This window comes from Nostoc piscinale CENA21 (assembly GCF_001298445.1).
Lineage (GTDB): Bacteria > Cyanobacteriota > Cyanobacteriia > Cyanobacteriales > Nostocaceae > Nostoc_B > Nostoc_B piscinale_A.
In genome coordinates this window covers 1660829-1683435 of record NZ_CP012036.1, presented here as the reverse complement: position 1 = coordinate 1683435, position 22607 = coordinate 1660829, and the positions used below count along the sequence as shown (strand labels likewise).

At 39.8% G+C, this 22607-nt stretch carries 17 protein-coding genes, 3 pseudogenes and 1 other annotated feature; of the genes and pseudogenes, 11 read left to right on the top strand and 9 right to left on the bottom strand.

All coding sequences use genetic code 11. The annotated features are described in order from the left end of the window. Positions 1–277: 277 nt before the first annotated feature. Positions 278–2336 (top strand): annotated as a pseudogene (locus ACX27_RS07415) (chromosome segregation ATPase). Positions 2337–2511: 175 nt separating this feature from the next. Here ACX27_RS07415 and ACX27_RS07410 read toward each other — a convergent pair. The 3 genes and pseudogenes from ACX27_RS07410 to ACX27_RS07400 all read right to left on the bottom strand — a co-directional run bounded on the left by ACX27_RS07410 (position 2512) and on the right by ACX27_RS07400 (position 5688). Then, a complete protein-coding gene (locus ACX27_RS07410; RefSeq protein WP_062290363.1) occupies positions 2512–3450 on the bottom strand; it encodes a hypothetical protein in 939 nt (312 codons plus the stop codon). A gap of 143 nt (positions 3451–3593) precedes the next feature. Further along, entirely contained in the window at positions 3594–3983 is a 390-nt protein-coding gene (locus tag ACX27_RS07405) for a DUF2267 domain-containing protein (protein ID WP_062290360.1), read from the bottom strand. Positions 3984–4274: 291 nt separating this feature from the next. Further along, a pseudogene (locus tag ACX27_RS07400) lies at positions 4275–5688 on the bottom strand (sensor histidine kinase). Positions 5689–6192: 504 nt separating this feature from the next. On the opposite strand from ACX27_RS07400, the gene ACX27_RS07395 reads away from it, so the two are divergent. From ACX27_RS07395 to ACX27_RS07365, 7 genes and pseudogenes are all read left to right on the top strand, one after another. Continuing rightward, a complete protein-coding gene (locus tag ACX27_RS07395) occupies positions 6193–6795 on the top strand; it encodes a hypothetical protein (protein WP_062290356.1) in 603 nt (200 codons plus the stop codon). A 151-nt stretch (positions 6796–6946) separates the two neighbouring features. Continuing rightward, positions 6947–7453, top strand: a complete 507-nt coding sequence (locus ACX27_RS07390; protein WP_062290353.1) for a hypothetical protein — start codon at positions 6947–6949, stop codon at positions 7451–7453. 19 nt (positions 7454–7472) lie between these two features. Continuing rightward, positions 7473–8363: a fimbrial biogenesis chaperone gene (locus ACX27_RS07385; RefSeq protein ID WP_062290349.1), complete on the top strand. Its 891-nt coding sequence runs from the start codon at positions 7473–7475 to the stop codon at positions 8361–8363. Positions 8364–8550: 187 nt separating this feature from the next. Continuing rightward, complete coding sequence (locus ACX27_RS07380; RefSeq protein WP_062290346.1) at positions 8551–9225, top strand: hypothetical protein; 675 nt, start codon at positions 8551–8553, stop codon at positions 9223–9225. A gap of 683 nt (positions 9226–9908) precedes the next feature. Further along, positions 9909–12680: a carboxypeptidase regulatory-like domain-containing protein gene (locus ACX27_RS07375; RefSeq protein ID WP_062290343.1), complete on the top strand. Its 2772-nt coding sequence runs from the start codon at positions 9909–9911 to the stop codon at positions 12678–12680. 288 nt (positions 12681–12968) lie between these two features. Next, positions 12969–15180, top strand: a pseudogene (ppk1, locus tag ACX27_RS07370) (polyphosphate kinase 1). Between the two features lie 156 nt (positions 15181–15336). Next, a complete protein-coding gene (locus ACX27_RS07365; RefSeq protein WP_062290340.1) occupies positions 15337–15753 on the top strand; it encodes a response regulator in 417 nt (138 codons plus the stop codon). A 256-nt stretch (positions 15754–16009) separates the two neighbouring features. Here the strand turns inward: ACX27_RS07365 and ACX27_RS07360 are convergent, their stop codons facing one another. Beyond that, positions 16010–16192 carry a hypothetical protein gene (locus tag ACX27_RS07360; RefSeq protein WP_062290338.1) on the bottom strand — a complete coding sequence of 61 codons (183 nt, stop codon included), beginning with the start codon at positions 16190–16192 and terminating at the stop codon, positions 16010–16012. A 157-nt stretch (positions 16193–16349) separates the two neighbouring features. Here ACX27_RS07360 and ACX27_RS07355 point away from each other — a divergent pair, with 157 nt between their 5' ends. Both ACX27_RS07355 and ACX27_RS07350 read left to right on the top strand, forming a co-directional pair. Continuing rightward, positions 16350–16895: a DUF2854 domain-containing protein gene (locus ACX27_RS07355; protein ID WP_062290335.1), complete on the top strand. Its 546-nt coding sequence runs from the start codon at positions 16350–16352 to the stop codon at positions 16893–16895. Between the two features lie 50 nt (positions 16896–16945). Then, a complete protein-coding gene (locus ACX27_RS07350) occupies positions 16946–17473 on the top strand; it encodes an ankyrin repeat domain-containing protein (protein WP_144427414.1) in 528 nt (175 codons plus the stop codon). A 20-nt stretch (positions 17474–17493) separates the two neighbouring features. Here the strand turns inward: ACX27_RS07350 and ACX27_RS07345 are convergent, their stop codons facing one another. After that, positions 17494–17754: a CRR7 family NDH-1 assembly protein gene (locus ACX27_RS07345; protein WP_062290329.1), complete on the bottom strand. Its 261-nt coding sequence runs from the start codon at positions 17752–17754 to the stop codon at positions 17494–17496. Positions 17755–18680: 926 nt separating this feature from the next. On the opposite strand from ACX27_RS07345, the gene ACX27_RS07340 reads away from it, so the two are divergent. Further along, the gene (locus tag ACX27_RS07340) at positions 18681–19703 is read left to right on the top strand and encodes a GGDEF domain-containing response regulator (RefSeq protein WP_062290327.1); all 1023 of its coding nucleotides are present in this window, start codon (positions 18681–18683) and stop codon (positions 19701–19703) included. A 208-nt stretch (positions 19704–19911) separates the two neighbouring features. On the opposite strand, the gene rplL is transcribed toward ACX27_RS07340, so the two are convergent. The 4 genes from rplL to rplK all read right to left on the bottom strand — a co-directional run bounded on the left by rplL (position 19912) and on the right by rplK (position 22605). Further along, the gene (gene rplL, locus ACX27_RS07335; RefSeq protein WP_062290323.1) at positions 19912–20307 is read right to left on the bottom strand and encodes a 50S ribosomal protein L7/L12; all 396 of its coding nucleotides are present in this window, start codon (positions 20305–20307) and stop codon (positions 19912–19914) included. Between the two features lie 188 nt (positions 20308–20495). Continuing rightward, a complete protein-coding gene (gene rplJ / locus ACX27_RS07330; RefSeq protein ID WP_062290320.1) occupies positions 20496–21035 on the bottom strand; it encodes a 50S ribosomal protein L10 in 540 nt (179 codons plus the stop codon). Positions 21036–21097: 62 nt separating this feature from the next. Beyond that, positions 21098–21263, bottom strand: a sequence feature (ribosomal protein L10 leader region). A 56-nt stretch (positions 21264–21319) separates the two neighbouring features. Beyond that, entirely contained in the window at positions 21320–22036 is a 717-nt protein-coding gene (gene rplA, locus ACX27_RS07325) for a 50S ribosomal protein L1 (protein WP_062290318.1), read from the bottom strand. Positions 22037–22179: 143 nt separating this feature from the next. Beyond that, complete coding sequence (gene rplK / locus ACX27_RS07320) at positions 22180–22605, bottom strand: 50S ribosomal protein L11 (protein ID WP_062290316.1); 426 nt, start codon at positions 22603–22605, stop codon at positions 22180–22182. Between the last annotated feature and the right edge of the window lie 2 nt (positions 22606–22607).

Sequence of the window (22607 nt, the reverse complement as noted above, 5' to 3'; positions counted from 1 at the left end):
GTTAAAGGTATACCAGGAGAAAGTTCGGAAAAACAGTAGCTTTTTCACAATGAGAAAGTTACTATGGCAACAACTAAATTGTTGACCCTGCCAATTTGGGGTTTGGAATTTTGGATTTTAGATTGCTTTTTTGGTTCAAGCCCCGCCACGTTAGGGCAGAACATATATAAAATTGTTAAACTATATCCCTCTTGTGGGTAAGGTAAATCTAAAATCCAAAATCCAAAATTGTTTGACCTAGAGCCAATCACTATTTAATAAATTTTTGGTGTGAGAGATGACACAGCGGGATATTCCAGAAGATTGGTCTCCAGCCAGAGCTAGAGAGCCAAATCAGACTAACCGAACACCACACTTCGGTGAAACGCAAGCATTTGGCATCCCAGCTAATGGTTCTACCTCTAAGTCAGTGAAACAACAAACAGAAAATAATTCAGAAGGATTACCGATTATAGATCATCACGTCGCCGAAGCCAGTCCACCTAGAAAACGTTCCAGACCTTTGCCACGCTGGATGAAAAGCTGGGTGTTATGGGCAACATTGTTAGCATTGATTCCTGGCAGCATTGGATTTATCGCAACGGCAATGCTGTTAAAGTTGCCTGCGGCTCCTAACTGTCCGTCGATTTTTTGGCCGTTGGCTAGTGCTTCGGTAAGGTTGCACTGCGCTCAGTTAGCGGCTTCTAAACAGACAGTAAATGATTTATTACAAGCGATCGCTTTAGTTAAACAGTTACCAGAAAATCACCCACTGCGGGGAGAAATTGATCGGTTTATTGAAGAGTGGTCGCGGGATATTTTACAGTTAGCAGATCAAAGTTTTCAAGCCGGAGATTTACAAGAAGCAATTACGACAGCTCAGAAAATTCCCCAAGACTTGCCTGTATATAAGTTAGTAGACGAAAAAAATTGCTAAGTGGGAATCGATTTGGGCTAAAGCTGACGAAATTTATCAAGCAGTAGAAACAGAATTACAGCAAAGACGCTGGCAATCAGCCTCATTGTTGGCAGCAAAATTACTGCGTGTAGATAATAAATATTGGTCAAGTACTAAATACGACCAAATCAACCGCTTGATTGTGTCGGTGCGGGAAGATGGCGATAAGTTAGATAAAGCTGATAGTTTGGCCAAAACAAAAGTAGTAGATAACTTATTAGAAGCAATCAAAATTGCGGAATCGATTGGCAAAGACAGTTATTTTTATGATAAAGCCCAAGAGTCGATTCCTTTATATGGACGCAAAATGCTGGAATTGGCGCAAGCTAAGATGGATGCCAAAGATGCTGATGCAGCTTTAGAAATTGCGCGACAAATTCCTGATATTACTAAATTACAAGCAGATGTCGAAGACTTTATTGCTTTAGCAGATGCCCAACGAAGTGCTTGGCTAGGTACAGTTGCTAGTTTAGAAACAGCGATCGCCCAAGCACAAGAAATTGATCCTTCCCGCGCCAACTATAATAAAGCCCAACAATTGATTGCGCGTTGGCAATTGGAAATTGAAGATGTCGCCCGCCTGGAAAAAGCACGCACATTAGCCAGCCAAGGTACAATTAATGACTTAGCCGCAGCAATTATTGAAGCGCAACAAATTCCTGCTAATAATCCGCGGGCTTCCGAAGCTAGGCAAGAAGTCGGGCGTTGGCAATCTCAAGTGGAAACCATTGAAGACCGTCCTTACTTAGAACGTGCCGAACAAATAGCCTTATTAGAGGATATCAACTCTTTACAAGCTGCGATCTCAGAAGCCAGCCAAATCCGTAAAGGTCGGGCATTATATCCAGAAGCACGCAGAAGAATTAACAGTTGGACTGCGAAAATACAGCGCATCCAAGACCAACCATACTTAGACCAAGCACGAGATTTAGCTCAAACTGGAGATTTAAACGCTGCAATTAACGCCGCACAGACAATTGCATCTTCGGGAAGGGCGCTTTCTGGTGAAGCCCAAGCGGCTATTGATGATTGGCGAAGCCAAATTCGCGCCAAAGATAACTGGAAGCGAGCGAGAGAAGTTGCTGCTGTGGGTACACCAGATGCCTTAGTTGAAGCAATTCGGTTAGCGAATAAAGTCCCCAGCAGTAATATCCTGCGCTTAGATGCAAATGTAGGTATTGATCAATGGAGTCAACAGTTACTAGACTTAGCTCGCTCTCAGAGTAGTTCTAATCTCAGCAAAGCCATTGAAACTGCTCAGTTGGTTCCTAGAGGTACGAGTGCTTACAGTACAGCACAAGAACAAATTAAAAATTGGCAGCAATTGTTGAATCCTCAACCACTACCACAACCTGAGCCTTTGTTACCGTCATCAACTACCGAAGGTACTAATTTGTAAAGTGAGGGAGGTAGGGGCAGGTTTAGTGAATAAATATGTGAGTAGACCCGATACCTCATTAACCCGCCCGTACATGAGTGGGAAATACTAGACCGAGAACTTTTCTTAATTACAATACCCGCAAGTAATTATCTCACCCTATTCCTTACTCACCACTCCCTACTCCCAGCTAAAACTAATTCAAGAATACTGAACCGTTTTGTTGAATTCGCATAGCCTTAGTGTCTTGGCTTAAGTCAGTAGCTTCATTTAAAGTTACTTCTAACATTCCTGGTTGTTCAGTAGAAGCTTGGGGTGTGACTGACAGTAGTCCACCATCTTCACGTTGGAATGTGACTGTAACTGGGGCGCTGATACCTTGTAACATTACATTTGACTTACCTTCAAGAGATCGCGCTTCTGTGTCGCCAATAACTTGGTAAGTCACTTTAGCACCAGTATCGTTAATTAATTTCACATCAACTTTACCATTAGCCAACGCGATCGTTGCACTAGGTGTTTGTTGTTGAGATGGTGGAGGGGTTTGAGTGGTGGTAGTTTCGCTGGTAGACACCTGGGGATTAACTGGTACGCCTTGATTTGATGTTTCTCCTGGAGATGGCAATGTAGTTTGAGGCGTAGTTGTTCCACTTATAGAAGTCTGTGGAGTTACTGGTACACCTTGACTAGAAATGTTTCCTTGTCCTTGAGAGAAAGCGTTAGGTGGACAACCTTGAGGTACAACATTTCGGCTGTTGAAAGGTTCCTCATAGTAAATCCGCGGACAAGGATTAAGTGTTCCACCAGCTTGCGGTGTTTCCCCACCTACACCTAATCCTGTTTGATATGTAGAAGAAGTAGTTGGGGTGCCATTTGCAGGCAAAAGCCCTTGATTAGCTAATCGTTGAGTGAGTGCATTCGGTGGACATCCTTGCGGTACTACAACTCGGTTATTGTGTGGTTCTTCATAAAAAATACTAGGGCAAGGGTTCACCTTAGAAGTAGATTGTTGTGGTTTGACAGAGGTTGGTTGTTGAGCTAATGCTGTTTGTGAAATTACAGGTACACTAATCAATAAACCACCGCAAACAGCACTGAATATTCCAGTAAATTTCCGTAATTTTTGAGAACTCATATTTAGCCTTTACTCCTGAGCAAATTGGGTATTAATAACTGTCAAAAAATTTTGTTATTTGTCATTAGAAATTTGTGTTTATCCAGAACAAATAACTAATGACCATTCATAGTTCAGATGTTTTATTTAGCTAGATTGAGAATCTAAGCTTCTTCCCAAAGTTGACGAACTCTACCTGGAAGCCAACTAGCAATTTCCTCAATTCTCTCTGAGGAAAGTTCATCCTTCGTAGCAGAAAAAACGGCTTTTACAACTTGTTCGCGGTCTACATTTGGTGGCATGGTACCTTCATTGGCGACGCGGAATAAGAAACGATCGCTATCAATTTTAAAGATGCCAGGGCCTTGCCAGGGTGGACGTACCCGACTTAAAAAGCTTACAATCGGATTGGTATCATGCCACAGTTCGGCAATTTCCAGTTGCAGAGATTTATCTTCAGTTTCTTCGGCTGGTTTATGTAGCTCACCTTCAACTCGGTCAGCAGCTTCTGTAGTCATCAAGTCACGCATAACTCGAAATACTACTTCTGTAATATCTCTAGCATCGTAAAGGTCAGCTAAACCACTATTTTGTTTTACCTTTTCTAAAAAAGGTAAAGTTTTTTTTCTGCAATGGGAGTTGGCATCTTATCTCCTCCAATAACCTATTTTTTAGCTGCATTTAAGCAAAACAAATCAGCAGTTTATCGAATACTCATCAGAGTAAACAGTAAACTGTGATTTCTCACATTTATGATTTAAAAAAATGCAAGCTTTACTATCTAAGTTAGTAAGTAATGCCAAATCTATTCATCTGTCACAGGAAACAAAACAATAAACAAAAATTTAAGACTCTAGAGTTACGGGTAGAGTGACGGTGAAAGTTGTACCTTTACCAAGACTACTTTCCACTTGAATTTGACCTTGGTGATGTTCGACAATAGCTTGAGCGATCGCTAGTCCTAATCCTGAACCTGTAGCACTGTCTGTAGCTGTGCTTTCACTTTTTTTTATGAGTACGTGCAGGATCTACCCGATAAAAACGGTCAAACAATCTGGGTAATGCTTCTGTAGGAATACCAACGCCAGTATCACTCACTTTAATTTGTAACTGAGCCGTGCTGGCACGCATCCTTGATACACGACTGATTCCTTCTTGGCGTGCCAACTCGACATTTACCTTACCACCCGCTGGGGTATACCGTAAAGCATTACTAATCAAATTTGTCAATAGTCTGACTAGTTGATCCCAATCACCTAAGAGAGTGAACCAATTTTCTAGTAATTCGGGATTCGTTTCCGCCACTAGAGGATCAACTAAGTTTAAATTTAAAGCAATGCCTTTTTCACAGGCGAGAAGTTGCTGTTCTTCAATCACTTCCATCAGTAAAGCATCCAAAGGACAAGGTGAAAATTTATCTTTACTGATACCGCTATCTTGTCGTGCTAAAAATAATAAATCATTTACCAACTTACCTAATCGTTGCGTCAATCGTTCCACTACCTTTAACTGTTGACGATAGTTAGTAGAACTACTCACCTCTGTTTCCACTAATTCTAATTCACTTAAAGCGACTTGCACATTAGTTTGAATCAAAGTAATAGGACTTCTCAATTCATGGGAAGCATCAGCTGTGAATTGCTTCAGCCTTTGATAAGAATCACCGACTGGTTCCATTGCTTTCCCCGACAGAAACCAGCCACTTGCAGCCACAGACAGTAACATTAACCAAATTCCCAATGCTAAATCTAAAATTAGCTGGCGACTGGGTTTAGTAACTTCAAACCAAGGATGACTTACACGCAGATATCCTAATACTTGTCGGCCAAATTCTACGCGCTGGGTGACTTGACGCAAAGATAGTTCCGAGTCTCCCCACTGGTCTGGTTTGGGGATGCGGACTGTTTCGCCAGTATGATTACCATGAATAGGAATATTTAAAGGTTCTGAGAAAGTTGACCAAAGTAATTTCCCTGTAGGACTAAACCATTCCAAGTCAATGTGGTCATCATCGACGTTATTGGCATTGTTGCGAAAGCTGGCTTCTATATTAATGCGGAGTGTATCAGTTTCGTGATTTACTGGCTCAATGACAAGCGATCGCTCTACAATTTCCACCACATGATTTAACGTATCGTCAATTCGCTCAACCAACGTACTACGGACATATAAGTACACACCACTAGCAAACAGCAATAACAACACAGCAGTTACCGCAGTGTACCAAATAGCCAACCGACGACGAGTAGCTTGAAACATACTTGCAACCCAAATCTACTTAAGTAGATTTATTGATAACAATCACTAATAGCTAAGAATATAGTAGATTACAAGGTCTTACACCTCTATACCCTTCACCCTAACCCAAACCCTTAATTTTTCGTCTTACTGCATCAGTCCTAGTTCAATCAAAGCCAGATATCTTGATTCTAAATTTATCAACTTATAAGTTAATTTAGTAAAAAATTCACACCTGCATCCTAAATTTAACTTACGAACTGCTTGATAAAAGCATATTTTACCTAGCACAATAATAGTATTTTCACTGTAGACAGAAAAATATTAACTTAGTTTATATCAATATACTTAAGAAGAAATTAGCATAGAAAAATTATGGTTTTACAGTAGCTTTATAGAGAATTATCAACAAGGGAAATATATGTAAAATGCGTAGACTTTGGTAAATTCTCTGAGGTGCTATTTTTGCTACAACGGCTACATTGATTTTGTCATCTTTTTCTAAAGAGTAATTATTTAGCCCCCATGAAAAAGAATTTCTTGTTAGCAGCATTTACTCTCGGTGCAGCTTCTCTTGCCAACACTTTATTCTCTGCACCTGTTAGAGCCCTTGATGTTGAGGTAAAACTCCAAGTCGAAGTTCCAGAAGTTATTTACATCCAAACTTACGAAAGCCTGACTTTTCGTCCTACTAGCGAAGAGTATTTGGGATCAGCCGCACCTGTAAATGATACTGTTGGATTCTTTTCTTCTGACGGCACCATTACTCCACTTCCTGATCCTAGCGGTGATTTAACCCCCACTACAGGAGATATCACAACAGGAAATATTTTAGTTTATCGAATTTGGGGTACTAGTAGTGGTACTGGTGGTCAGATTCAGCACTCTGTTGAAATTAACGGTGGCAATACTGGAACGCTTTATCTTGATGGTGATACTACCTCCGCCGCTAATGTAGGTGTGACAATCAACGCACTTGGTGGAACTGCGACAGCACCAGGGCTTAATACAAGTGCAGATCCTATTGAAGGATCTATCGCATTTACATTTAACTTTGCAAACGCTTCATCAGCTGGTACTTACTCTAATCCAAATCAACCTTTGACCATTACGGCTACGGGTATTTAGACATCATATATTTTGACCTTGAGTTGTCTCTAAACAAAAGATAATAATCACAAGTTCTGGCTGAGAGTCAAATTACTATATTAAGTTAATTTCTCTTCCCGGAACTTAATATCTCAAGGTCATTTTTTGAATTAGTTTGGGTAAGCATTTGATGAAGCGACTACTATTTTTCAGCACATTTTTGTCTGTATTTTTGTTTTCTCACCCCAAGAGTTTTGGGCAATTAGGTTTAGGTACCACCCTGACTCTAGATAAAATTGAAGTCAATGAGATTTTTTCAGCAGGTTCTAATCAAGTCAATGATGGCAGAATAGAAAAATCATCAATTAGTCCATCATTACCCCCTGCTTCACTGAATACAAAAGTGGAACGTACAGTTGAAAAACTCTGGCGACTAGAACTTGATGCAAATCAAGATGAAAATCAAATATCGGTTGACTATCACGTGAATTCAGATCAGGGAACTGCGAATAGTCTGAGTAAAGGCGATCTTAGTGAACAAATTAAAGTTTCTGTAGATGAGATTAAACCAACTATAAATCCTAATTCTGCCAAAAGAGTTTTAGAGGGAGGAGCCATCTTTAAGTTAGACTTTACAGATATCAAAACTCCTGGTATTTATTCAGGCATATTAACCATAACTCTTACCGGGATTTAAATCTTCACTCAATTAACCAATGAATCAGCAGCAAAAAGTAGTTAACAACATTTATAAAATTGGAGCTACTGCGCTATTTACACTAAGCACATTAGCCTTAAATTGCCCCCATACTTCTGCAATCTCCATAGGGGTTAGTCCACCAAGATTTGAATTAAAAATCGATGATAAAAAACCTAAGACTCAGGTTTTTCGTGTCGTCAATGTTGATAGTAAACCTGCAACATTTAGAATTTATATTCAAGATTGGATTCTTGATGAAAAAAATGAAATTCAACCTGTAAAATCAAGCGAGCAATCTTTAGACAACTGGATTACTGTCAACCCTGTTAGTTTTACTCTTCCCCCTGGCAAAACCCAAACCGTGCGTTTTTCAGTTCGCCCTCGTGTCAAACCCCAAGCTGGAGAACACCGCGCTTTAATCTTTGTCGAAGAAGTCAATTCTAACCAAGACAAAAAACCCAGGTCTGGAGTTAGAGTTTTGGGACGTTTTGGTGTTGCTGTCTATGCTTATGTTGGCAGTATCAAAAAAGTAGGTGTTCTCAACTCAATTTCGGTTGATAGTAAATCTAATAATTTAAAAGCTGCATTTGACATTTCTAGCCAAGGTAATGCTTATGTGCGAATGAATGGTCAATATGCTGTTTGGTCTGCTAATAAATATCCTGGTGCAAGTGCTACTAAGCAAATAGCTAACTTGCAAGCAGAAAAAAGTAAGAAGCCAGATGGTGTAGTGGATGCAGGAAGTTTACCTTCCACACCTGTGCTGCCAGGTACTCGCCGTCAATTAATACTAAATATCACCAAAAAACTGCCTCCTGGGCAATATGTTTTAGATGTGAATGGTGATTTAAATGGCAGTGCAATTGATAAGGGTATTCCTTTTACAGTTACAGCCAGAAGTAAATAATAAACTGTTTAAGAATTGATTATTCTCACTTCTGGTAATCTTCTTATCTCTCCTCACGTTATTTAGATTTTGCCAGTTACCTAACCAAAATTCTCTAGTTTCTTAAATTAGTTACCTTGTCTGTCTCTGCAATCAACTTCCAGCCTAGAAATTTTTTAGGCTGTCATACCAGCATTTGTATACAAGTATGATCTACCAAGCTTCACCACCTTTACCGCCAGCAGAAGTTACTACTCTACCCGCGCAAGATACTCCTATTACAGCGCCAGATAAAAATAGTGCAAACCCAGCCTATAAAACTGCGCGACATACAGTAGCTACTCCACTTCCGCCAGAAACTACACCAGAAGCAGAATTTTCTACCAATGGCGTAGAGGAAGAAGAGTCATCTGCTGAAAGTAATTCTGGTGAAGTACCAGTTCAACGTAGTACGAAAGGTACAATACTGTCTGATATTTCGTTTACAAGCGGCATTCCCGAAGTATCGGACACATCAACCCAAGAACTTGATAAATGCACAACAGCAACAACATCTGCACAAACAGCTTCAATTAGTGCAAGTTCAACAATATCAGAAGAGTCTCCAGATTTATTAACTAAGCAATTAGTTAAATGCAAACCAGTCAAAACACCTTCTAAAGTTACTACTACCAGCGAAACTGCAAAAAAGCCAAGTAACTTGGTGGCTTTGTCTACAGAAAAACCAGCACAAGCATCTGTTCAACAGCAAGTCAAAGCACCGACTCAAGTTGCAACGATAACACCTGATAGTTCAACAGAGTCAACAACAAAAAAAACCAGCACAAGCATCTGTTCAGCAGAAAGTCAAAGCACCGACTCAAGTCGCTACAACAACTCCTGAAAACTCAGCATTAACCACCAAAAAACCTACACAAGCTTCTGTTCAACGCAAAGTCAAAGCACCAACTCAAGTCGCTACAACAACACCTGAGAACTCAGCATCAACCACAAAAAAACCTACACCAACTTCTGTTCAACGCAAAGTCAAAGCGCCTACTCAAGTCGCTACAGCAACTTCTAATAACAAAACCAAACCAAAAACATCAGTTCAACGCCGAAGAACTACAGCACCTGTCAAGGTTGCTAATAATGACTCAACAAAATTAAAACAACCACCACAACCACAAAATACTAAAGTTGAAGTTGCCAATAATGCTGATGTAGCCAAGACACCAGAAGAATTAACTGGTTCTTTAACTAAACAACCCCAACAGCGCCAAAATATAACAGCCTCTGCATCAGCGACAATTGCAGCTAAAGCACCAGAAGACTTAGAAACTTTTGTTCATAAACAAAGATCACAAACAGTTACAGCACTCTCCGAAGTAGCTACCAACGAAACTGATACAAATGTTGATAATTTTGGTACTTTTTTAGCTAAACAAACATTTCAATCGCAGTTTCCTGATGTTACAACAACAGAATCTACCGCAGTAACTAGCGAAACTTCGATAAACTCTCATGACTTAACTGCTTTTTTAACAAAACAACCAGCTAATTCATCAGTTCAATCTAAAGTTGCCAATGTACCTGCTGAAATTCCAACTACCAGCCAGACATCAAAAAAAATCGGAAGATTTATCAGCATTTTTAACAAAACAACCGGCTCATCCACAGGTTCCACAAAAAACAGCTACTAACACTACTCCTACACCAAGTTCAGCCACAGAATCAACTCCACAACCAAACACTAAACCTGCTGAAGTACAGCCGCCAAAACAAGGAGTAGATGTTAGTAAGAATATCTTAAATATAGACGACAATTCACGTATTACTTTTACTCAAACAGCAAGCTCAAATTTAGAGAATTTATTGCTGGGTGTAATTATTAATAGGAGAGAAGTAGGAAGCTTAGATGTTATCCGCCAAGGAAACACCTTGCTTCTACCTTTGGATGACTTTGCTAAACTTGCTGGTTTTACAGTAGAAACCAAAGATAATAATACATATTTAAATACACCTCTAGGCACAATTAATCTTGCAGAGAGTGATATTCAAAATTTTAAAGGTGTCAACTATATTAGTGATGCCTTTGTTCGAGAAAAACTATCGACAAATATTGAATTTAATTCTTTGGATTTGGCTTTAATTATTGACTTACCTTGGCGTGGTGATGGTACAGCATATACAAGCCAAGCAGTTAACTTACAACCAGATGTATTTGCACCACTCAATGGTTTTTCCAATTTCAGGCAAGAGTTAAATATTGTTAATAATGCTGGAGATTTTAGCTTACGTAGTTCTACATTACTGGGTGGCAGATTAGCAGGGGGTTTATGGCGTGTACGGGTCAATAATAATTTTGAAAACTCTCCTGATGTATCGGAATATTTTTACTATAAACGAAATGGAGGCTTTCTTTATCAAGTCGGTCGGCAACAAATTGGTATTAACCCCCTAGTCAATAGTCTAAATTTGACTGGAGCGCAATTTGGTTATACTAATATACCAACAAATCGCTTTAATCAAACTAACAGTGCGAATGAGTTATTACCCAGACGTTCTAGACCTTTACAAACTTTCCAAGGTGTAGTTCCACCCGCTAGTTTTGTACAACTGAGAGTTTCTGGAGTTGTTGTAGCACAGCAGCAGGTTGGGTTTGATGGTAGATACGAATTTGTTGATGTTAATTTACCTGTTGGGCAAAATAATCAAATTGAAATTTTAGTTTTTGACCGGAATAATCTCAATGTTCCTAGTGAAATCCGTTCTGTAAGAATCAATGCTTCTGATTTATTACTACCAGCAGGTGGTAATGTTCAATTAGCTGGGGTGGGTTTAACTGGAAATTTAGTACAAAATTCTTTGTTTGATAATAACAGTGGTACGGATGCTGGTCAATTTGCTGGATTTTATCAAATTCGTCAAGGTATTTCTAATAATTTAACTTTTGAAGGTTCTGTACAGGCGATACCTGATACAATTCAAAGCCAAGCTGGATTAGTTTGGCGAGTAGCTAATCCTGTAGTTTTATCTGCTAGTGTGGGTAATTCTTTTGGTAAGTTAGCCTATAATACCGATTTAGATATTCAATTAGGAAAGTTAGATATTACTGCTAATTCCCAGTCTTATCCTAATGGATATCGTAATGGGAGAAATTCTGGTGAGTTCTTTAACCATAGTGCAGAAGTAAGTTATCGATTTAATAATAATTTTCAGTTAGGGTTTCTAGCACGTAGTCGTAAAAGCGGTAGTGATACAAATGAATATATATCGCCTACTTTCTCTTTACGACCTTTTGGTAGTTTATCTTTAAGCGGTAGACCTGATATTACTGGGCAGTATTTATTCAATGCTTATTATCAAGTAAATCGTGCGGCAAGGCTATCTTTTAATACTTTTGGTGATAGATACACTACTGGTTTAAGTTATGACTTTAATCGCAACTATCAAGTTTCTTTAGGTACTGATTTTGGCGGTAATTATGCTACTCGCTATACAGCAACGTTGAACTATAATCCTCCAAGCATCAGACAACTGAGTTGGAGAATGGGGCTGGCTTACCGTGAGGGGAATTTTGGCCCGATTGTTGGTGCTAGTATGCAAGTACTACCGGGATTGTTTGCCAGGGTTGAATATCAAGGTATTCCCTTTGCAGGGAGAAGAAATGCTTTTGGCGGATTTAATGACGATCGCCTGACAGTATCATTAGTTTCAGACTTATCATTTGCTGGCGGTAGAGCTGTTCCTAGTAATTTTAGCTCTCTTGGTAAGGAACGTGGTGCGATCGCTGGCCGCATTGCTGTCTCAGGTGAAAATCAAGGTTACGATTTACAAGGCGCTAGTGTCAGAGTCATCAATAACCACAACAAACCTGTTGGTGGTGCAAAAACAGACTCTAGCGGTAACTTCTTTGTTGGCGGTTTACCAGAAGGTGTTTATCGTGTCGAAGTTGACCCAGAACAATTACCTGTAGAACTCACCGTACAAAAAACCAGTCGCGTGGCTGAGGTCGGAATGGCAGGTGTAACAAATGTAGATTTTACTGCCAGATTAGAATATGGTTTAGCCGGCAGAATTACTGATGTTGCAGGTCAACCTATGCCTGATGTCCGCGTAGAACTAGTCAATCTTGATGGTACAGAAGTTCTAGCAGCGATGACGGACGAATTTGGGTTGTATCGTGTAGATGGTGTGCCTGTTGGTAAGTATACATTGCGAATTCCACCCCAAGAGGCGATCGCCAATAGTGAGACTTTCCCCAAACGCGATGTCACTATTCACAACGAGTTCGTCTACGACCAAAATCTGCAATTACCAATTTCTACAGCCGCAAAGGAAACTAAAGAAAAGTAAAGTTTTTTGTGTTTCACTAGCAAATTAATTCAAAATCCCAAATTTCCCATCCACAATTGTTTGATTTTTGTAGGACTTACGCAGTAATACGAAAACCAAAGGTTGTAGGAAAGGTGTAAGGGTGTACTTATTCCAAACTCTTTAACCCCCACACCCAGTCTCAACACAAAATCTTTGTGCGTAAGTCCTGTTTTGTAAAAAAGCAACTTCTCGGCAATTACAAATTTCCACTAATATGTTTATTGTTCTTCAGCCTTGTGGGCTACTTCTGGCTACCCGCAGATCGTCATGCCGAAATCTAAAAAGATTGCCAATCCCATCAATCTCAATGATCAACAATACTATATCAACCGAGAGTTAAGCTGGCTGGAATTTAATAACAGAGTATTGCATGAAGCCTTTGACTCACGCACACCACTTTTAGAAAGACTGAAGTTTTTAGCTATCTTCAGTTCTAATTTAGATGAATTCTTCATGGTGCGGATTGCTGCTTTAAAGCAACAGGTAGAAGCAAAGGTAACTCAGTTAACACCCGATGGCCGTACCCCGCAACAACAGTTAGATGATATTCGGTTGCACCTTAGCCCCCAAGTAGTCAAACAGCATCAGCATTTTGAAGAAGTTTTGCGTCCGCTACTAGCCAACCACGGTATTCATATCCTGGACTACATTAATTTAAACCAAAAACAACGGACTTATTTAGATAATTATTTTGAAGAACAAATCTTTCCTGTGTTGACTCCTTTGGCTGTTGACCCTAGCCATCCTTTCCCCTACATTTCCAATCTCAGTTTAAATTTGGCAGTGGTGGTCAAAAACCCAGATACCGAGGAAGAATTTTTCGCCAGAGTCAAAGTCCCAAATGTGTTACCCAGATTTTTGCCTTTACCGCCAGAGTTGGGTATTCAAGAAAATGGCCATGCAGCCAACTGGACAGGTGTACCATTAGAACAAGCGATCGCCCATAATTTACATACTCTATTTCCAGGGATGAATATCCAAGAATATCACCCCTTCCGCATTACCCGTGATGCTGACTTAACCCTGGAAGAAGATGAAGCCGATGATTTGTTGTTAGCCATTGAACAAGAACTACGCAAACGTCGTATTGGTGGTAGTCCCGTCAGAATCGAAATTCAATCCCAAACCCCAGAACCAATCAGAACAAGGTTATTACAAGATTTAGATTTAACCGACAGCGATGTTTATGAGGTCGACGGTTTATTGGGTTTACGAGATTTGATGTATTTTCTGGCTTTGCCTTTGCCAGAACTGAAAGATCCTCCCCGTCAATCTGTCGTTCCTTCTCGCCTGCAAAGGTTGCGCGAACCGAATGTAGGCGAAGATATCTTGGAAATGGAAGAAGGCAAAGATTTTTTTTTCGGTGATTAGGGAAAAGGATCTTTTTGTCCACCATCCTTATCAATCTTTTTCAGCAACAGTGGTGCGGTTTATCACCCATGCAGCCCATGACCCGAATGTACTAGCCATCAAAATGACCCTTTACCGGACTTCCGGTGATTCGCCAATCGTTAACGCTTTAATTGCGGCGGCTGAAAATGGCAAACAAGTATCAGTCTTAGTAGAGTTAAAAGCCCGATTTGATGAAGAAAATAATATTTACTGGGCAAGACGTTTAGAACGGGTGGGAGTACATGTTGTCTATGGTTTAGTTGGCTTAAAAACTCATTGCAAAACCGTGATGGTAGTGCGGCGCGAAAAAGATAGAATGCGTCGTTATGTGCATATCGGCACAGGAAATTACAACCCTAAAACTGCAAGACTATATACCGATTTAGGATTGTTTAGTTGTCGTGAAGAATTGGGTGCTGATATTACAGATTTGTTTAATTTTTTAACTGGTTATTCCCGACAAAAATCCTATCGAGAATTGTTGGTTGCGCCTGTAAATATGCGCGATCGCTTTTTGTCTTTAATTCAGCGCGAAATCGAAAATGTCAAAAATGGCTTTTCTGGGCGCATTGTTGCCAAAATGAACTCCCTTGTTGACCCACAAATCATCGCCACTTTATACGAAGCTTCCCGCGCTGGTGTGCAAATGGATTTGATTATTAGGGGCATTTGCTGTTTACGTCCAGGAATCAAGGACATCAGTGAAAACATTCGGATAATCAGCATTGTCGGTCGCTTTTTAGAACATTCTCGCATCTATTATTTCTACAACAATGGTCAAGAAGAAATCTATATTGGTAGTGCTGACTGGATGCGCCGCAACCTAGATCGGCGAGTGGAAGTAATTACACCAATCAAAGATCAAGATATTGCTAAAGATTTGCAAGAAATTTTAGGAATTATGCTGGCTGATAACCGCCAAGCTTGGGAATTACAAGCTGATGGTACTTATATCCAACGCCATCCCGGAGATGATTGTCCCGAAACAAATTCACAAATAACTTTGATGAATATGGCACTACGTTCTACAGGCGGAACACCCAATTTACTAGATTCTCAAAAGAGTCTTTCGTACACTGATAACTAGTAAAAATTTGATTTTTTTAGCAAACTTTAATTTTTCCATATTTTCTCTATGTGAATTGGTTGATAAAACAGGAGTTATCAACCATAAGATAGAGTAATTATTGGGACTAGCTCTCATAAACTATAAACATTGTTGTCACTAATTTTTTCCCCTTGAATGTTAATGCTCTCCTGTGAGTCTTCTGTATTACGCGTTCTTGTGGTTGATGACCATGAATTAACTCGTCTAACCCTACAATTGGCTTTTTCTTGTCAAGAGAATATTCAAGTTGTTGGGTTAGCGAGTAATGGTCAAGAAGCGATTGAAATGGTTCAAGGCTGCCAGCCTGATGTGATTGTTTTAGATTTACAAATGCCCATCATGGATGGTTGGAGTGCTTCTAGTCAAATTAAAGCCATTTCTCCCCATACTCAAATACTTGCTTACTCTTCAGTAGAAGAGGCAAACTCTCCTCGTGCCACAGGAATGGCTAACTTCGATGATTTTTGTAAGAAAGATGTCTCAACTTCTGAACTCATCGCTTTAGTCAAACAATTAGGCAAACGTAGAGGAGACAGTGAAGTTATGCGATAAATTTTGCAACGAAATTTAGGTACTTGCAGAAAATAAATTATCCAAGTTTTCAAGAGAGGGTATTGTTCTTTTTCCCCTACCCCCTGCTACCTGTTCCCTACCTACACAGTGATACTATATCTTTGTTAGTTAGTCCCTTAATGCCATATTGACTTAGGCTTGGCTCATTGCTGGAGAGCTAGTAATGTTTTGTTATTGAAGAGCGTCGGCATCAATCTGATCCTATCAGAGATACCGACGCAATTTTTAGTACAAATTAATTATTTCCCGTTTCTGGGATAGTACGTTTATATTCATCAAGTAAGTCATCTAGTTCTTCTAAAGCTTGATTGACATCAACTCTCAAAGTTCCTAAATTTGGCTGTTCTAAAAGACTTAAAAGATAGTCGCGTTTGCTTTGAACTGCCGCAATTCGTTCTTTTATAGTTTGTAAATCCATTTTTTATCTGCCTTTGATTAATTACAGTCCAGTTTAAAGTTAACGCAAAATCAGGCAAAGCTTGATCAACTAGCCGAAAGTTGTGAGTTTCTCATCATCTGTGACACATAGCCGATGATAATAAAACTAATGTCTTAATAAATATTATCTTCTGCTCATGTTACGCCAAATCTCTTTGGGAACTCTAGGTTTAACCGTTGGTGGCATCTTAACCCTTGTCGGTTTCATCGCCTATGCTGCTAATAATGCCACATTAAATCTTGTGGGTTTTTTTTATGGTTTTCCTTTGTTGTTAGGGGGACTAGCACTCAAAGCCAATGAACTTAAACCAATACCCTTCAGCCAAGTCACCACACCATCTGTATTATCTCTGCGTCAGCAGCAAGCAACTGTCACGCAAAATAAAATCCGCAAAGACATCACTCGGTATTGTTATGGTCAAGATGCTCACTTGGATGCAGCACTCTCTTACTTAGGTCTCAGTCCCAGCGATGAAGAAAGACCAACTGTTACAGGTTTAAGAGAAGAGGAAACTAATGGTGCTTACACCTTAATTTTAGAATTTGATTCTCCTGATATACCCGTTCATGCTTGGCAAGAAAAACAAGAAAAAATGACCAGTTACTTTGGCCCAGGAGTAGTAATTAAAATTACTCAGCCCGATGCAGATAAAATTGAGTTAGCGTTAGTTACTAGTCAATAGTCAATGGTCAATGGTCAATAGCAATAAATATTAATTATTAGCTATTGACTGTGCGATCGCCTAGATTGATGATTATGGACAAAGATATTTTAGACACGTCTGGTCTAGGGAAAGATTTGATCCGTGCTATAAACCAAGATGACTCTCGTACAGCACTCGATATTTTACACCAAGTTTCTTTTCCTAAAAGTAGTTATTATTTAACTTTGGCACTGACAAGGACTACCGCAAAGGCAAATCATACAGTTTCTGTTACCTTAACCAAAGCTGGAGCTGATGTTAATGGGGTCAATGATAGTATTCCACTGATTAATGCTGTTTTATCTAGACAGTATGATTTAGTCAGATATTTGCTTGAAAATGGTGCAGATACAGAACGTCAAGACGAAAATTCCCATACAGCTTTAATGCACGCAGTCTTCAATCAAGACATAGAAGCAATAATGTTATTGATAGAAGCTGGTGCAAGTTGTCAGACTAAAACCTATGATGGTGTAACAGCTCAAGATATTGCTGAAAGACAAAACGAGCCTAGCATCTTGGAATATCTCAGACACCATCAAATTAATGACCAATAACTATTGCTACTGACCAACAATCACTTTTCTAGCCGAACTGCATACCACTGCAAATATTGACCCTTGCCAACATCCAACTCACAACTAGTATCGATGAGATATTGAACTCTAGCTTCCAAAGATTCAATATTTTGTAAATCTGGTGGTAAATCTTGAGAATTGATTGTTTGTAAAACTGTTTTCAGCTTTTCAAATAACTCTGATGCTGTGAGAAATTGTTCTGGTTGGTTGGTTTCTAACACCACAAAGTTATCTTGTTGATACATTAAAGAGTCTGGCATAGCTGTAATTGAGTTAATTTAAATTTATTTTTATTAAAAATTTTAGCGGTAACAATATTATTTAAAAAAATTTTTCTGTAAGTGTGTCTTAATACATTCTAGTCGGTATATAAAGATTATTTAAAAGTTTATCTATTATTTTGTGCTACTCACGAACTATTCAGGTCGAAATCAGGAATTTTACTTAACTCGAAAGTAAATTAACCTTTAAAAAATAAAGTTTGTTATATAGCTTGATATTAACACTGTTTAAGCTGGGTGATTACCCATCCATTGAAATGGATGAGATTGCACTACAAGTAGAAAACAAGGACATTCTAGCGTTTTTCAGATTTAGTTTAGCTGTTTTCTCAGCCATGTTTGGTCATGACTGATAATCTACTTAGTATGTGTCTAAAGTCACTTAAAAGTTTAATCAGCATAGTGTAGATTTGAAGTTTTGCTCAAAATAGTAATTAGGCTTTGTAGCCAGGGAAATATAAACATAGGTCTTATTTGCGACGCTAGAGCAACCCAAATAAATTGCTTTTCCCTTGTCAGTAAATTATCTATGAAACCGATTTATCTAAATCTTTCTTTACTGAAGCTGATTAAATATTCTCTTTTCCTAAAAAAATGGATTGTGCAGTCGGATAGGGTGGGTAGAAAATTTTTTAGCCATGATGGAACGGTTGTGCGATCGCGCCCTCCATTATCAGTCAGTAGTGCTAACAAGCACTCACTCCAATAGGAAATTCAAACTTCTTGCACAATATAGACCATTGCAGTACTGCCAAGTTTTACTGCGGTCATGAAATTTTAGCCAGTTGCCTTCCAGTAAGATTTACTGTCACAAAATCTTACTCAATGGCTCTTTTTTTTGTGTTATGCAGGTTTTCTCCCGCTTACCCTTCGTCGATACTTTCATTTTCTGTGGAACGCAATTCATGTCAGGCTTAAGCCCATTTTCTCTACCTAAACAACCTCCAGTAATTCTGGTGGCTGATGATGACAAGACCATCCGCTTGCTGTTGCGTGAAGCTATGGAACAAGAAGGCTATCGAGTTGTTGAGGTTGCAGATGGCAAGCAGTGCTTAGATGCCTATGAGACTGTCAAACCCGACATAGTATTGCTAGATGCAATCATGCCCGTCATGGATGGCTTTACTTGTTGTAAGCACCTGCTTCAAATTGCCAGAAATAACCTTATGTCAGCATTGGCAAATTTTGATACTGACTCTGCTACAGGCAATACTGTGATTTCCAAATTATGGGAACGCACACCCATATTAATGATCACTAGTTTGAATGATGCGGAATCTGTAGACCGCGCCTTTGAAGCAGGAGCCTCTGATTATGTTACCAAGCCAATTCATTGGGCAGTTTTGCGTCAACGTTTACGTCGTCTGCTACAACAAGCGCAAGTATACAAACAGTTAGAAGCAGCCAACCTAGCTTTACAACAACTCGCTAATGTTGATGGTTTAACAGGTCTGGCTAATCGCCGTCGTTTTGATGAATATCTCAATACCCAATGGATAAATTTAGCACAAGAAGAATCTCCTCTGTCATTAATTTTATGTGATATCGATTATTTCAAATTTTATAACGATCAATATGGTCATCCTGCTGGAGACGTGTGTTTGCAGAGGGTGGGTGCTGTTTTGAGCAAAAATGCACAAAAACATCACGATTTAGTAGCTCGTTATGGTGGCGAAGAATTTGCTGTAGTTATGCCAAATACTCATGCAGCTGGTGCATTTCATGTAGCCACAGCAATGCAAGCTGGTGTTAACAACTTACAAATTGTTCATGATGCTTCTGCGGTAAATGAGTACGTCACTCTGAGTATCGGCGTAGCTACCCTAATTCCTACGTGGGAATCTTCACCTTCTGATTTGATTGTGGCCGCAGATAAAGCACTTTACACAGCCAAAGCTGAAGGGCGTAATAGGATTATTCTGAGATAAAGCAGAGGACAAGTAAGAGGTGACAGGCGGCAGAATTAAAAGTTGTTGTAGAGACGTTTTATACAACGTCTCTACAGGATTTATAAAGTGCAGCTTCTCATAGAATTGGTATAACTGCTTTGGCTATGGGTAGAAAAATAATGAATAAAAATACAAAAAAAGAAGCCTAAATAGGCTTCTTAATTAAAAACAAGTATTGAAACTGGAACTATTTAACGGTAACTTTACCGCCAGCTTCTTCAATCCGTTTCTTAGCATCTTCAGCAGCTTCTTTAGCGATCGCTTCTTTAATTGGCTTAGGAGCAGCTTCTACCAAGTCTTTAGCTTCTTTCAAGCCTAGACCAGTCAATTCACGTACAATCTTCAGTACGGCAATCTTCTTGTCAGCAGGAACAGATTCCAGAATTACGTCAAACTCGGTTTTTTCTTCTACTGGTTCAGCAGCAGCAGCACCAGCACCAGGAGCAGCCATCATCATCATGCCACCAGCAGGTGCAGCAGCACTTACGCCAAAAGCTTCTTCGATTTGCTTAACTAATTCAGCAGCTTCTAGCAAGGTCAAGGATTTTAATTGTTCTAAAATGTTATCGGTTGTAGCAGACATTGATGTAACTCCGTAATTTTTGATTAATTATGAGTAGTTTGTCATTTGTCATTCGTCATTTGTAATTACCACTGACTATTGACTCTTGACTAAAGAAGTCTAAAGAATGAAAAAATTAGTAAATAAACCATTTTTGAATAATCGGCTTATTTTACAGTTCATACTTCATACTTCCTACTTTTTGCTGACTATTCAGCTGCGCTTCCTTGTTCTTTCTCAGCCAAAGCTTGCAAAGCACGAGCCAAGCCACCAGGAACTTCGTTGATACCAACAGCAATTTTGGTAGCCAATGCGTTGATAGCTCCAGCAATTTGACCCATGAGTTGTTCTTTGGATGGCAAGTCTCCTAAAGCCTTGACATCCGCTTCTTTCAGCAGACGGCCTTCCATAACACCGCCACGAAGTTCTGTCTTCTTGGTGGCTTTTTGGAAGTCTTGATAAGCCTTAATTGCTGAGGAGAAATCTTCTTTGACTAACAAAAAGGCGGAAGAACCTTTTAGCAACTCAGACATTGGTTGCCATTTTTCATCCTCTTTAATGGCAATACCCATTAAGGTATTTTTTGTCACTTTACAAGTAGTGCCACTCGGACGCAACCGCCGCCGTAAATCTGTGATTTCGGCAACTGTTAGCCCTTGGTATTCAATTACAAGTGCTAAAGTTGACTCACTCAAAGATTGTTTGAGGTCAGCTACTATTTCTTGTTTGTTTTCTAAAGTTCTACCCATCTTGTTTCACCTCCAAGGGCAAAATCAGCGATTTTTCTGCTTGTGTGTTCTAGTTCTGAACAACCAAAAACAATAAACCCCAGTTTTTTAACCGGGGTTTAGCAGCAAAACTCTTGACGCTGTAGTGTCTACGCCTTGTAGGTAGTACTTCAGGCAATGAGAGTTTTTACCTCGGCAGGATATTAAGCTATTCGCACCTGCTGTCTCCGGTTTGAACTATTTAGTTTTAAAGAAGTGGCGAGTAGGCTTTTTCTTTCTTACTCCCGACTCTCTATTCCCTATTCTTATGCAACTTCGGTCAGTTTTAAATCCCGTAAAGCGGTGATGTCAACTTTAATTGAAGGCCCCATAGTAGCAGATACATAGAAGGTTCGCCAATAGCGGCCTTTTGCTCCAGAAGGACGGTTACGGTCAATTGTTTCTTGTAACGCCTTCAAGTTTACTAACAAATCTTCTGGGGAGAAAGCTGCCTTACCAAACATAACATGAACAATACCAGTACGGTCAGCCCGGAATTCTAATTTACCAGCTTTGAATTCGGCGATCGCACTTGCAATGTCAAATGTTACTGTACCACCTTTGGGGGATGGCATCAAACCACGGGGGCCTAGTAATTTACCTAGTTTCGCTACCTGTGGCATAACATCTGGTGTCGCAATTAGTTTATCGAAATCCATCATCCCTTTTTGGATTTCGTCAATCAATTCTTCCGAACCAACAATGTCCGCACCAGCGTTGCTTGCTTCTGTGACTTTTTCACCTCTAGCGATAACTGCTACCCGGACAATTTGTCCTGTACCTTTGGGTAGTGCTACCGTTGTCCGCAACTGTTGGTCTGTATACTTGGGGTCAATTCCCAACCGAATATGTGCTTCTGCGGCTTCGGGGAATTTAGCGGTTGCTGTTTCTTTTAATAGTGCTAACGCGTCTAAGGGCGCGTAGTCCCTATCTTCTACCTTTGCTTGCAGTTCTCGCAAGCGACGCGATACTTTTTTTGTCATTTTTTTCTCCTGGGGTCAATGGCGAAGCTTATAACTTCTCCCCCGATAGTTTTTTAAGTGCTGAGTGCCGAGTGCTGAGTGCCGAGTGCGAAGTTATGATATTTTGCTTCTGCCCTCTGCCTTCTGCCTCCTGCCATCTTTTACTATTCAGTAATGGTCACGCCCATGTTTCTAGCGGTTCCTGCCACAATGTTCATTGCCGCGTCGATGTCGTTGGCGTTGAGATCGGGTAATTTGGTTTGGGCAATTTCTCGCAATTGCGCTTTAGTAATGGAACCAACTTTCTTTTTGTTGGGTTCGTTGGAACCTCTTTCGATTTTCGCGGCTTTGCGAATCAATACTGATGCTGGTGGGGTTTTGAGTACAAATGTAAAACTCCGGTCTTCATAAACGGAGATTTCTACTGGGATAACCATACCAGCTTGGTCGGCTGTTTTGGCGTTGTACTCCTTGCAGAACATCATGATGTTTACACCATGTTGACCTAATGCGGGGCCAACTGGTGGTGCTGGGTTGGCTTTTCCAGCATTCAGGGCCAGTTTAATGACCGCTACTACTTTTTTCGCCATTT